Origin of the sequence: Vibrio tritonius (assembly GCF_001547935.1) — a bacterium.
Taxonomy (GTDB): Bacteria; Pseudomonadota; Gammaproteobacteria; order Enterobacterales; family Vibrionaceae; genus Vibrio; species Vibrio tritonius.
Genome location: NZ_AP014635.1, coordinates 1,172,213 through 1,184,914, shown reverse-complemented (window position 1 = coordinate 1,184,914; position 12,702 = coordinate 1,172,213). Strand labels below are relative to the sequence as shown.

The following is a 12,702-nucleotide window of genomic DNA, read 5'->3' as shown; positions in this document are numbered from 1 at the left end:
TAAAACAGCATCTTGAGGTTACTTGGGTATATCAACATGCCTCAATTCTCATTTTTTCAATTTTCACCCAAACGATAAAAATTACTCCCCCAAGCAAAGAAAGCGGTTCCACAATAGGTTTTCATAGTCGCTGTTAATCAGCACTCGTAGGTGTGCTGAGGATTTGTGTACGCACATTTTGGCGTCACGTTGCAAAGCAAAAGGACATTAGAATGAAATACGGTGAACACTATCGGTTAAGTACAGTTGCAGTGGCTATCTCACTAACGCTTGGACTGGGTTTGGTCGGTTGCAGTACAACCCAAGATGAGACAGACCAAGCTGCTCGAGCTGCCGCTCATGAAATGGTCAGTAAAATGAGTGTTGATGAGAAGCTCAACATATTAGTTGGCCCGGGCTACGGCAATGATGGCACCAATGCCAAAAACAGCGTAAAAGGAACCGCTGGTTACATCAATGGGGTGAACAACGCCGAAGAAGGCATCGACCTTCCTGCAGTCGTATTAGCTGACGGCCCGGCCGGTGTGCGTTTAGATGCCACCCGTAAAAATGATCCTAATACCTACCATGCCACTGCTTTTCCAATTGGCGTATTGCTGGCGTCTAGCTGGGACACCAACCTGGCACAAACCGTTGCCGAAAGCATTGGTCAAGAAGCGCGGGCCTACGGCGTTGATTTTTGGCTTGCTCCAGGGATGAACATTCAACGTAACCCGCTCAATGGTCGCAACTTTGAATACTATTCAGAAGATCCATTTGTCACCGCAAAAATCGCCGAAGCCATTACACAAGGTGTCCAAGAAGAAGGTATTGGTGTCACTATCAAGCACTTTATTGCCAATAACTCTGAAACCAACCGTCGTACCGTAAATAACATTATCTCACCTCGTGCACTGCGTGAAATCTATCTGCGTGGTTTTGAAGATACCGTTGAAACAGCGCAACCATGGGCAATTATGTCGTCTTACAACAAGGTTAATGGGACGTACACTGCGCAACGCTATGACTTGTTGACCGATGTGCTACGCAATGAATGGGGCTTTAACGGCTTGGTGATGAGTGACTGGTTCGCTGGTGATAATTCCGTTGAAATGATCAATGCCGGGAATGACAGCATTCAACCGGGCGGCGTCAACATGGTCACCAAGGAGAAACAGCTGCAAGCTCTGCAACAAGGCTATAAAGATGGCAAACTTAAAGACGCAGAGATTAACCTCAGCACTGAGCGCATTGTGACGCAAATGCTCAAAACTCCTGCGGCACAAAATCAGCCTTTAACTAACCATCCCAACTTGTCCACCAACGCCAACGTATCGCGGTATGCGGCAGAGCAAGGTATGATCCTACTGAAAAACCACCAGCAAGCATTACCACTCCAAGCCAACCAAGCAGTAGCGATGTTTGGTATTGCCCAGCAACTCACCCAAAAAGGGGGAACCGGCAGTGGTGACGTTCACCCTGATCACTTAGTAACGATTACTGAAGGGCTTTCTCAACAATTTAAGGTGGATGCAACACTGCGAAACACCTATCAAACATGGTTTAACACACATCGTGTAGAACACACCGACCAATTTGGCATTAGTAAAACCTACACCTGTGAAGAGCCTACACTTACAGCTGCCCAATATGCTCAAGCGGCAAAAACTAATGATGCTGCGGTAGTCACCCTATCGCGTATGGCTGGTGAAGGCAGCGACCGTACGGTAACGAAAGGTGACTATCTACTTACCGATGATGAAACGGCGCTGATTAACAATGTCTCTAACGCCTTCCACGCAGTGGGTAAAAAAGTCATTGTAGTACTGAATATCCCAGGGGTAATCGATACCTCATGGTCTGAAAAAGTCGACAGCATCCTGCTAGCGTATATGCCTGGGGAGGAAGCAGGTTATGCTGTCGCAAATATTCTCTCTGGCAAAACCAATCCAAGCGGCAAACTGACGCAAACTTTCCCTAACCACTATAACGATGTGCCATCATCTCAATCCTTCTTTGGTAGTGACACCAATGGTGATGGTGAAATAGACACCAACTATTACAACGAAGGAATCATGGTCGGCTATCGTTATTACACAACGGAAAACAAACCCGTTGCCTACCCCTTCGGTTATGGACTTTCCTACACCAACTTCCAATACGATAATTCTCAGATCACATTGAATACGCTGGATAAATTAGGAGCAAACGGCCAAGTATCGCTGAAAACCACCATAGCGAACACCGGGAAATTGACAGGGAAAGAGGTCGCCGAGGTTTATATCAGCGCGCCCCAAGGCAAATTGGTAAAACCTGCGATTGAGCTGAAAGCCTTTGCCAAAACAACCGCTTTGCAGCCGGGCGAAAAAGAGTCTCTCTCTTTTGATATTCCAGCCAAATGGCTTGCTAGCTTTGATGCAAAAGCCAATCAATGGATTATCGAGCCGGGACAATATCAAGCGTATATCGCACCTTCATCTGACATTACCGGTATCGAACCGGTGAAGTTCACCGTGAAAAAAACGGTTGTTGTGGCCCACACCACTCCGAACGCATTAGCGCTACCTGAAGGCTTTGAAGTGGATTCAACAGGTGGAGTGGAACTAAATTAGTCTATTTGATAGATAGACTATCCCGCACGCGGATGCGTGCGGGATATAACGCTAACCCAAAACACAGGTAGTCATGTCTTTATTGGTCTACTGCGCGTTCACTTAATCTAAAAGAGCAAATGTAGTGATCAGGACAGCTGTTACGATCAAAGGAGAGCACCTCAAAGCCAGAATGAATCACGTCACTTAAAGCTTGCTCCGGTGAGACTCGCGACGCCGCCCCCTTAAAATATACGATAAAGACTCTCGCTTTACGCTGTATTGGTTGCTTGAGATTAGCCAAAAAGCGCACACCTATAGCGTGTATAGAGTGTCGTGTTATTCATTACAATATGGCGTGACTAAAAATAGCTCACCAACCGTCTCGTTATAGAAAACGAACCACATCTCGATGTCAGTATGCCTTTTGCAGGAACAGTGCCAATATTTAACATTATGATTTATATTGATTTTAAATAAGGCGCTTTTTCTTTATTATCAAAATAACAAGCAATAATAGTGTCATAATGACAATATTATTGTCATTATGACATTGAGTCTATTTTAAATTGAGGCGTTTCATCAGTCGGTGTAAGTTGGGAGGGTTCACATTTAATTGTCTGGCAGTTGCCGTCAGATTTTCACCATTTTCTGCAAAGCAATTTTGTATGAAATGGGTTTGAAAAAGATCCACAGCTTCTTTTAGACTTAATTTCTTACATTCTGAAAAGATTGAATCAGACATAGTTTCCTGAGTATCAAAAAAAATCTCATTATTATTTTCGTCTGTAACCAAATTAAAATGCTGTGGAAGTAATGTAATTTGTTCTGATTTACTGGTTGACTTCGCTAATACCGATGCCCGATTGATTGCATGCTCTAACTCCCTAACATTGCCTGGCCAATGATAGTGTTGCAACATAATTAATGTCTCAGCACCTAAGCGAATATTAGTGACTCCAAGCTGATGAGCACATCGCTCAGCAAAGAACCCTGATAACAAAATAACATCATTATCTCTTTCCCTTAGTGGCGGGACAAAAACGGGAAAGACACTTAATCTATGATATAAATCTGCGCGGAAATTGCCTTTTTTTACCTCTTCGTGCATCACTCTGTTTGTTGCAGCAACAATACGTACATTTACCCTTATATTTTTGTCATCCCCTACCCGTTGTATGTCACCATATTGAAGCGCTCTAAGCAGCTTCGCTTGCAATGATAACGACAACTCGCCTATCTCATCTAAAAAGAGCGTGCCTTTATCAGCCAATTCAAACTTGCCTTTTCGATGGCTAATCGCACCAGTAAACGCCCCTTTTACATGCCCAAATAATTCACTTTCCGCGACAGATTCAGGTAAGGCCGCGCAATTCAAATAAACCAACGCGTTCTTCGCACGTTTTGATTGAACATGAAGAGCATTTGCGACCAACTCTTTACCAACCCCGGTTTCTCCCATGATTAATACAGATAAATCCGTGTCAGCCACAGCTTCGATTTGCGATTTTAAATCTAGCATGGGGGATGATTGACCAATAATCTCTCCCACTTGATACAATTGCCCTGAATGTCTAGGAGCAACGGTTGCTACACCCGCATTTTTTTCCAACTGTTCCATCATTAACGCAGTGTTAAGGCTACTTGCTGCCAATGCACAAATGATTCTTAGATCTTCATCTTTAAAATCATCAAACTGAGTAGGATCAAATGCATCAATGGTGACGGCGCCCATTAAGCGATCATCAAAAAGCAGTGGCAACCCGATGCACGAATGCACTTTCAGCTCATCTGCATGATTAGGGATTAACCCATCATAGGGATCGGGTAAGTCACTATCCGAGGGAAATCGTACAATATCTCCAGCACGAGCGATTGCCTCTAATCTAGGGTGCTGCGCAATATCGAATCGTCGCCCAAGCACATCATTACTCAACCCATTTGTCGCCAAGGGAACGAATTGCTGATGACGAAAAAGCAGTAACGCTGAGGCGTCGCATTTTAACGTTTCTCGTATTGCCGAAAGTAACCGCTCAAATCGATCTTGAGCAGAAATACCCGACGTAATATCAAGTGCAACTTGAACCCAAGCCTTACCTACTTGCTGCTTTACCATGTTTTCCTCATCAGCATCTCGATTCGCGACGCATACTATTATAACGACGATTTGATGCGTGGCTTGGGTCGCGAAAGCGACCTCATTTTCAACCACTCAAGCGTGCAACTCATCACCAATCATTCGTTGTTATCGCTAAAGAGAGAATCATACTCAAAATGACAATACATTATCAATATGAAAATATTAAGCCATTGTCATTTTGATAATAAACAAGTAAATTTTCTTTATAAGACATTGAAAATAAACATTTATTTTTATTGGCACGGATACTGCTCTTACTCTTAGAAATAAATACTAACAAGGTAAGAGAAAATGACGATTCATGTAAAAAATAACATTCACTGGGTGGGGCAGCGAGACTGGGAAGTACAAGACTTTCATGGCACCGAGTACAAAATCACCAAAGGCACTAGCTATAACAGCTACCTCATTCGTGAAGAAAAAGTCGTGCTTATCGATACCGTTGATCATCGTTTTTGCTACCAATTTCTGCAAAACCTCGAAAAAGAAATCAATCTAAACGACATTGATTTTATCGTCATCAACCATGCAGAAGAGGACCATTCAGGTGCACTCTCCGCATTGATGGATAAAATTCCACAAACGCCGATTTACTGCACAGAAGCGGCTATCGATTCGATCGTCGGTCATCACCATCACCCAGAATGGAATTTCAATACCGTTAAGACCGGCGATACGCTTGATATTGGTCATGGTAAGCAGCTTGTTTTTGTTGAGGCGCCAATGTTGCACTGGCCCGACAGCATGATGACATACCTAACTGGAGATGCTGTTTTATTCAGCAACGATGCTTTTGGTCAACACTACTGCGATGAAAGATTGTTCAATGATGAAGTTGACCAACACGAACTGTATGAACAGTGTTTGCGTTACTACGCTAATATTTTAACCCCGTTTAGTAACTTGGTTACCGCCAAGATTAATGAAGTACTGAGCTTCAATCTTCCTGTCGATATGATCGCGACGTCCCATGGGATCGTGTGGCGGGACAATCCCACTCAAATCATTCATCAATACCTTGAATGGGCAAATCACTATCAAGAAAATAGAATCACTATTTTCTACGATTCTATGTCAAACAATACCCGAATGATGGCTGATGCCATTGCACAAGGAATACATGATGTAGATGCAAACGTTGCGGTTAAAGTCTTCAATGTCGCCAAACACGACAAAAACGAGATTCTATCCAGCGTCTTTCGCTCTAAAGCAATTTTGGTTGGCTCATCAACCATGAATAACGTCATGATGCCAAAAATCGCAGGTATGCTGGAAGAAATTGCAGGACTCCGATTTAAAAACAAAAGTGCAGCGGCATTTGGTAGCTATGGCTGGAATGGTGGAGCCGTTGATCGTATCCACGCACGTTTGACTGATGCCGGTTTTGATACCAGTTTGAGCTTGAAAACCAAATGGCGCCCAGATCATAAAGCGCTGGCAGAATGCCAAGATTATGGACGTACAATTGCCAAACAGTGGCAGTTAAACCATCAGACCCAGCCAGTTGAGAACACCGCCCCTGTCCAAGAAAGTGTGAGTCCCGTGAGCATTCAAACTACCTCAGTCAGTGGCTCCTCTGAGAAGACAATAGATACCCAATCCATGATCTGTACCGTCTGCAATTGGGTGTATGACCCCGCAATTGGAGAGCCGAATCAGGATGTAATGCCCGGCACAGCTTGGGATGACGTCCCGGACGATTTCTTATGCCCAGATTGTAATCTTGGTAAAGATGTCTTTATCGAATACAACAATTAAGAGGGGTGATTGATGAGTGCACCTTTAATTATCATTGGTAGCGGCTTTGCTGCCTACCAACTGGTCAAAACATTGCGTCGAAAAAATAGCGATATTCGCATTCAATTGTTTACCTTGGATGAGGGTGAAGATTATAACAAACCCGATTTGAGTCATGTATTTACCAGGCAACAAATGGCGGATGATCTCATAGCAACAACCGCAGACGAATTCATCAAACGCTATGATGTTGATCTTTTCACAAATACGGCAGTGGAGCGAATAGACCCCGAAGCTCAAATCATCATGACGAAGGATGGGAGTTTTCCCTATTCTAAACTGGTGCTAGCGACTGGCGCTCATCCATTTTTGCCAAACCTAACTGGTGATGCCACACACCAAATCGTCACTCTTAATAGCTTGCAGGAATACCGTAAGTCTGAGCAACGCATACACACTGCACAGCGTATCTTGATTATGGGTGGTGGCATTATTGGCACCGAGCTGGCGATGGACCTCTCCACCAGTGGGAAACAGGTACAAATAGTGGAGCCAAGCGACCATTTAATGGCTAATCTGATACCTAATTTTATTGCTGATGCCTTAGAGCACCAATTGCGCCACCTTGGGGTAAATATTGAATGTCGCGACGCGATAACATCCGTAAATCATCGCAACAATGAATTGATGATAACGAGCCGAAAAGGCAACACCTTCAACGCCGATTGCATTATTGCCGCAGCGGGAATCGTGCCCAATACCGAGTTGGCAAAGGCTGCGGGGGCGATGATAAATCGAGGAATTATCGTTGATAATCAATTAAAAACATCACTTAACAATGTGTATGCTTTAGGTGACTGTGCGGAAGTCTACGGGAAAGTCATGCCGTTTTTGCAACCTATCATCCTAAGTGCAAACACATTGGCGAATGCATTAATGTCTACCCCATCAGTGCTTTCGCTTCCTGCCATGATGGTTAAAGTAAAAACCCCACAGTACCCGATACAAATAGGGGGAAACCATACGGTCGATTCTCACTGGCAAGTCGACTTTTCGACCCAAGGGATAATGGCAAAGGCGTTTGATAACCAGCAAAACATGACAGGCTTCGTGGTGACAAAAGAACATGTTAATCAGGCGTTTGCCTTGTTAAAAGAGGTGCAGCTCAATACACCAAATCAACAGTCCACATCAGGAGAGTGACCATGACTCACAAAAGAATACCCCAAAACTGGACTATCCAACGTTCAACGCCCTTTTTCAGTAAAGACAACGTTCCGGCCGCATTACTTTCCCATCACAACACAGCCGCAGGTGTTTTTGGACAATTGTGTGTGATGGAAGGCGTCGTTATCTACTATGGTTTCGCGGATGAACATGCGACTGAGCCTGAGGTAAAGGTCGTCATTTCGGCGGGAAGTTTTGCCACCAGTCCACCCCGTTACTGGCATCGTATTGAAATGAGTGATGATGCGCTGTTCAATATTAACTTTTGGTCGGATCCGCAAACACGACATCAGGATATGTACCACACCAAATAACGTGATAGGTAAATAAGTTTATAAAGAACGAAGATCGAGTCGATTTTCGTTCTTTTGTATCTTGGTGATTTACGTCCCCACTTTTTTCATCACATAACCACGATAACATCAGCCAGGTGAAACCGGTTGCATTTTGTGGATTCAGTCAAGCTTTCACGGTTATCCAATTGTTCCTTCTGGCAAACAATCGTAGATTATGGGCATGGATTACAGCGAAATGGGGGGGAATCGTGGGAAGTTGCAACAATTGGATTGCGAGAGACATTTTGTGTTTTTTCGATGAAAAAGGCATCGCGATAGAACCTATTTTGCACCATTCCGGTATCGTGCGCTGCGAACTAGACCGCCCCGATGGTCGCCTCACACAAGAGCAATACGCCAAACTACTCACATCCTTATCGCGCTATACTCCGCAGTATTATGATTACCTTGTCGTAAAGCAGCAGCGGTCTGAATATCTTCAGTTTATTTATAGCCAATCACCCGATTTACTCGGGCTGTGTTTAAATAGTCCAGATGTAGAGCACTGCTTGCACCACTTTTTTGCCCACCGTAGTCTGATTGAAAACGCCAATCAAGTTGAGCTTGGCTGTTATCCTCAAGAATGGCATTTGGCCATGATGCCAAACAACCGCGGCGATGAGAGCAATACGCTGGCGGCGATTGGTTACTTTATCATGCTTTATGAGCTATTACGCAACTACACACCCACACCTCAAGTCACCATTTTTCTACCTTTAAGCAGTTCGACCTATCAAAACAAGCTCGCCACAGCGTTTGATGATCAATGTGTTTATCATGCAGGTCCAACCAAAATGGTGATTGAACGCAACACATTAGCGACAAAACACCCGTATTGGAACGCCACTCTATATGAACTTCAACTTGAGCGGGTAGCACAGCTTAATACGTCGTTAGATGAACAAACATCTTGGCGACAAAACGTGTTAGAGCAAATAGAAAAACAATTTAGTCGACAAACTACTACCCAAGATACCCATTTGCTGCATCAGGTCTGTTTTGATTTAAAGGTAAGTCGTTGGACTCTGAATTTACGCTTAAAAGAAGAACATACTTGCTTTACAGAATTGGTGAAAAAGGTGCGGGTGAACAAAGCTTGTGAACTGCTTACCCAAACGCATTTGTCGCTATTAGACATAAGCGATCAACTTGGTTTTTCCTCTCAAGCTGTTTTTTCTCGCTTTTTTAAAACGGCGCTAAATCGTACGCCACTCGCCTACCGCAATGCACACCAAGGTTAGGTTAGTTTGCTGTTCACCGACACTCAAAAAATCGATAGTCGGCTCAATTCGTTACGTGATAGCATATATTTGTTCGCATACGACTAAGGAGAACATGTCATGTTACCAAAAGGCATGATTGAGTTATCAGGGGAAAGTACGGGGTTTAGCGTACGTTTTCAAGGTATTTGGGTGGGAAATGACTTGGTCACCATCGTCTCTGGCGGCGATAAAGCCCACATTGGTGCGACAGCAGTAGCTCAACCCAGACCAAGTTTGCAAAACCCAGAAAAGATCAGTGCGTCGACGTCGGTGATCTGTGTTTTGGGCCATAAAGAAGACATGTTAGCGCACCATTTGGCTCAAACACTCGCGTCGCATCTCAACTGTGTGGTGAGTGTAAGTTGCGGCATCCACATGGATGATGCAGATGCGCAACAAATCAAAAATATTCAATCCCTTGTGACAGAACTACTTGACCAATTTATCCTTAAATTGAAACAGCATTAATCTTCTTGTTTAGGACCGTAAATCATTGCCTTAAGGATTCGAATAAAGATTTCGCGCTCCTCTGGCTCGATACGCTCAAGGAAAACATCGTCCACTTTATCGGCTAACGAAATGGATGCATCTAATAAAGCTTGCCCCTCTTCTGTTAGATAAACAAAACGACGACGTTTATCCGCCTCCCCCTGCTCGCGATAGATCAATCCACGCTTTTCCATACGACCAAGCATTTCCGCCAACGTCGCTTTAGTGGTAACAGAAGCCCCCATTAACTCCACTTGCTCGATACCCGGTTGATAAGCGATAGCGCGCAGTACAGAGTATTGAGGCTTAGTCAAATTAGGCATTTCGCTCTGCCATGTCGCTGTGTGCTCTTGCATCAGCTTACGCATCAAGTGAAATGCAACATGATCTAATTTGGAATACATATCCGCTTACTACTCATACGTGATTGATAACTTTCGACACTTTACCATAAGTTGTAATTAAATTTTGTTACCAAATACGAAAACATGAGTTGAAATTATAATTCGTGCACGATCTTTAACTTTTATGAACCATTGAACATTTGTTTCAATCGGCGTACATTTATCTATAACGTTCGTGTACGAACTTTAAATTAGCGAGAGGTAATATGAAACTAATTGTCGGAATGACTGGCGCCACCGGTGCCCCATTGGGCGTTGCTTTACTTGAAGCGCTGCGGGCGATCCCGGATGTCGAAACCCATTTGGTGATGTCACGTTGGGCAAAAACCACGATTGAACTAGAAACTCCGTACACGGCGAAAGATGTTGCCGCCCTCGCGGATGTGACTTACAGCTCAGCTGACCAAGCCGCAGCCATCTCTTCAGGTTCATTTCGCACCGATGGGATGATCATCATCCCCTGCAGTATGAAAACCTTAGCGGGAATAAGGGCCGGATACGCCGATGGATTAGTAGGAAGAGCCGCCGATGTCATTATCAAAGAAAATCGCAAATTAGTCCTCGTTCCTCGCGAAACTCCTCTCAGCACCATCCATCTTGAAAACATGCTCGCATTAGCCCAAAAGGGCATCACCATGATTCCTCCCATGCCCGCTTGGTACAACCATCCTGAAACCATTGACGACATCAAAAACCATATTGTTGCCCGCGTGCTAGACCAATTTCATTTGGACTTTCCCAAAGCCAAACGCTGGCAAGGTCTATCCGACGGCAATAATTTAGATTAACCATCCAAGGAGAATAACGATGGCATATGATGATTTACGCAGTTTTCTGCACGCTCTGAATGAGCACGGTCAGCTGTTACCTATCACTGAGCAAGTGAAAGCAGAACCTGATATCGCCGCAGCAGCCAACGCGACTGGGCGCATTGGCGATGGCGCTCCCGCATTAATGTTCAACAACATTGAAGGGTTCAACAACGCTCAAGTGGCGATGAACACCATTGGCTCGTGGCAAAACCATGCGATTTCTCTAGGCTTGGCACCCAATACCCCCGTGAAAGAGCAAATTGCTGAACTGATTCGTCGCTGGGACAAGTTTCCTATCGCCCCTGAGCATCGCGATAACCCACCTTGGGCGGAAAACACCCAAGAAGGTGACGATGTTAACCTGTTTGACGTATTGCCTCTATTTCGCCTCAACGACGGCGATGGCGGCTTCTATCTAGATAAAGCGTGTACGATTTCGCGCGATCCATCCGATCCAGATAACTTTGGTAAACAAAACGTCGGTATTTACCGAATGGAAGTGAAAGGCAAACGCAAATTGGCGCTGCAACCGATACCGATGCACGACATCGCCATTCACCTCAACAAAGCGGAAGAGCGTGGTGAAGATTTACCAATTGCGATCTCACTGGGTAACGAACCCATGATTACCCTAATGGGAGCGACGCCTTTAAAATACGACCAATCTGAATATGAGATGGCAGGCGCGCTGCGCCAAAAAGCCTATCCTATCGCAAAAGCACCACTCACCGGTTTTGACGTGCCATGGGGATCGGAAGTGATTCTTGAAGGGGTTATCGAAGGTCGCGTGCGTGAAATCGAAGGTCCATTTGGTGAGTTTACTGGGCACTACTCTGGTGGTCGTAACATGACCGTAGTGCGCATCGATAAAATCTCTTACCGCACTAACCCGATTTTTGAATCGCTTTATTTAGGTATGCCTTGGACGGAAATTGACTACTTGATTGGTCCGGTCACTTGTGTGCCTCTATACCAACAGCTCAAAGCAGAATTCCCAGAAGTACAAGCGGTTAACGCTATGTACACCCACGGCCTGCTAGCTATTATCTCAACTAAAAAACGCTTTGGCGGCTTTGCGCGTGCAGTCGGCATGCGCGCGATGACCACACCACACGGCTTAGGTTATGTGAAAATGGTTATCATGGTGGATGAAGATGTCGACCCATTCGATTTGCAACAGGTGATGTGGGCAATGTCATCCAAAGTGAACCCAGCCGGTGACTTAGTTCAGCTGCCTAATATGTCGGTTCTTGAACTGGATCCCGGCTCATCACCAGCAGGCATCACGGATAAATTGATCATTGATGCAACCACACCGGTTGCTCCAGATAACCGCGGCCATTACAGCCAGCCGGTGAAAGATTTGCCAGAAACCAAAGCTTGGGTCAGCAAACTGACTGAGATGATCGCCAAACAAAAACAGGAGAATAAATAATGATTTGTCCACGTTGCGCAGAAGACCACATTGAAGTACTTGCCACTTCACCGGTTGCGAATGTTTGGGAAGTGTATCAATGCCAACACTGTCTTTATACTTGGCGTTCAACTGAACCTTTGCGTCGCACCAGTCGTGAACACTATCCTGAAGAGTTCAAAATCACTCAGGAAGATATTGATAACGCGCCAGTCGTACCAAGTATTCCACCACTATTGCCAGAGTTTCAAAACCGCTAAGCAGTGCTAAATCATTCACTTGCGATATAAACACAATACCGCATCAAAAAAG

At 44.7% G+C, this 12,702-nt stretch carries 11 protein-coding genes; 9 read left to right on the top strand and 2 right to left on the bottom strand.

Annotation, left to right across the window (positions count from 1 at the left end; genetic code table 11):
* The first annotated feature begins 212 nt into the window (after nt 1–212).
* Nucleotides 213–2,591, top strand: coding sequence for a glycoside hydrolase family 3 C-terminal domain-containing protein (locus JCM16456_RS05405; protein ID WP_068713085.1), 2,379 nt, complete (start codon nt 213–215; stop codon nt 2,589–2,591).
* Between the two features lie 538 nt (nt 2,592–3,129).
* On the opposite strand, the gene norR is transcribed toward JCM16456_RS05405, so the two are convergent.
* The gene (gene norR, locus JCM16456_RS05400; protein WP_068713083.1) at nt 3,130–4,686 is read right to left on the bottom strand and encodes a nitric oxide reductase transcriptional regulator NorR; all 1,557 of its coding nucleotides are present in this window, start codon (nt 4,684–4,686) and stop codon (nt 3,130–3,132) included.
* Nucleotides 4,687–5,001: 315 nt separating this feature from the next.
* Between norR and norV the strand changes: the two genes are divergently transcribed.
* The 5 genes from norV to lpdD all read left to right on the top strand — a co-directional run bounded on the left by norV (nt 5,002) and on the right by lpdD (nt 9,739).
* A complete protein-coding gene (gene norV / locus JCM16456_RS05395) occupies nt 5,002–6,468 on the top strand; it encodes an anaerobic nitric oxide reductase flavorubredoxin (RefSeq protein WP_068713081.1) in 1,467 nt (488 codons plus the stop codon).
* Nucleotides 6,469–6,480: 12 nt separating this feature from the next.
* Nucleotides 6,481–7,650 carry an NADH:flavorubredoxin reductase NorW gene (norW, locus tag JCM16456_RS05390; RefSeq protein ID WP_068713079.1) on the top strand — a complete coding sequence of 390 codons (1,170 nt, stop codon included), beginning with the start codon at nt 6,481–6,483 and terminating at the stop codon, nt 7,648–7,650.
* Nucleotides 7,651–7,652: 2 nt separating this feature from the next.
* The gene (locus JCM16456_RS05385) at nt 7,653–7,988 is read left to right on the top strand and encodes a DUF1971 domain-containing protein (protein ID WP_068713077.1); all 336 of its coding nucleotides are present in this window, start codon (nt 7,653–7,655) and stop codon (nt 7,986–7,988) included.
* A gap of 230 nt (nt 7,989–8,218) precedes the next feature.
* Nucleotides 8,219–9,250, top strand: coding sequence for a helix-turn-helix transcriptional regulator (locus JCM16456_RS05380; RefSeq protein ID WP_068713075.1), 1,032 nt, complete (start codon nt 8,219–8,221; stop codon nt 9,248–9,250).
* 99 nt (nt 9,251–9,349) lie between these two features.
* The gene (gene lpdD / locus JCM16456_RS05375; protein WP_068713073.1) at nt 9,350–9,739 is read left to right on the top strand and encodes a prenylated flavin chaperone LpdD; all 390 of its coding nucleotides are present in this window, start codon (nt 9,350–9,352) and stop codon (nt 9,737–9,739) included.
* Here lpdD and JCM16456_RS05370 read toward each other — a convergent pair.
* Nucleotides 9,736–10,164, bottom strand: a complete 429-nt coding sequence (locus JCM16456_RS05370; protein ID WP_068713071.1) for a MarR family winged helix-turn-helix transcriptional regulator — start codon at nt 10,162–10,164, stop codon at nt 9,736–9,738. The two genes, lpdD and JCM16456_RS05370, sit on opposite strands and share 4 nt — an antisense overlap.
* A gap of 206 nt (nt 10,165–10,370) precedes the next feature.
* Here JCM16456_RS05370 and JCM16456_RS05365 point away from each other — a divergent pair, with 206 nt between their 5' ends.
* From JCM16456_RS05365 to JCM16456_RS05355, 3 genes are read left to right on the top strand one after another with little or no spacing between them, the layout of a single operon-like run.
* Nucleotides 10,371–10,952, top strand: coding sequence for a non-oxidative hydroxyarylic acid decarboxylases subunit B (locus JCM16456_RS05365; protein WP_068713069.1), 582 nt, complete (start codon nt 10,371–10,373; stop codon nt 10,950–10,952).
* Between the two features lie 19 nt (nt 10,953–10,971).
* Nucleotides 10,972–12,411 (top strand): non-oxidative hydroxyarylic acid decarboxylases subunit C, encoded by a 1,440-nt coding sequence (locus JCM16456_RS05360; RefSeq protein WP_068713068.1) that lies wholly within the window; start codon nt 10,972–10,974, stop codon nt 12,409–12,411.
* Nucleotides 12,411–12,650: a non-oxidative hydroxyarylic acid decarboxylases subunit D gene (locus tag JCM16456_RS05355; RefSeq protein WP_068713066.1), complete on the top strand. Its 240-nt coding sequence runs from the start codon at nt 12,411–12,413 to the stop codon at nt 12,648–12,650. The genes JCM16456_RS05360 and JCM16456_RS05355 overlap by 1 nt, the downstream gene beginning before the upstream one ends.
* Nucleotides 12,651–12,702: the final 52 nt, after the last annotated feature.

Coding starts and splice junctions, on each gene's coding strand:
- lpdD (WP_068713073.1), top strand. CDS start 9,350: ATGTTACCAAAAGGCATGATTGAGTTATCAGGGGAAAGTACGGGGTTT.
- JCM16456_RS05370 (WP_068713071.1), bottom strand. CDS start 10,164: ATGTATTCCAAATTAGATCATGTTGCATTTCACTTGATGCGTAAGCTG.
- JCM16456_RS05360 (WP_068713068.1), top strand. CDS start 10,972: ATGGCATATGATGATTTACGCAGTTTTCTGCACGCTCTGAATGAGCAC.
- JCM16456_RS05365 (WP_068713069.1), top strand. CDS start 10,371: ATGAAACTAATTGTCGGAATGACTGGCGCCACCGGTGCCCCATTGGGC.
- norW (WP_068713079.1), top strand. CDS start 6,481: ATGAGTGCACCTTTAATTATCATTGGTAGCGGCTTTGCTGCCTACCAA.
- norR (WP_068713083.1), bottom strand. CDS start 4,686: ATGGTAAAGCAGCAAGTAGGTAAGGCTTGGGTTCAAGTTGCACTTGAT.
- JCM16456_RS05405 (WP_068713085.1), top strand. CDS start 213: ATGAAATACGGTGAACACTATCGGTTAAGTACAGTTGCAGTGGCTATC.
- JCM16456_RS05385 (WP_068713077.1), top strand. CDS start 7,653: ATGACTCACAAAAGAATACCCCAAAACTGGACTATCCAACGTTCAACG.
- norV (WP_068713081.1), top strand. CDS start 5,002: ATGACGATTCATGTAAAAAATAACATTCACTGGGTGGGGCAGCGAGAC.
- JCM16456_RS05355 (WP_068713066.1), top strand. CDS start 12,411: ATGATTTGTCCACGTTGCGCAGAAGACCACATTGAAGTACTTGCCACT.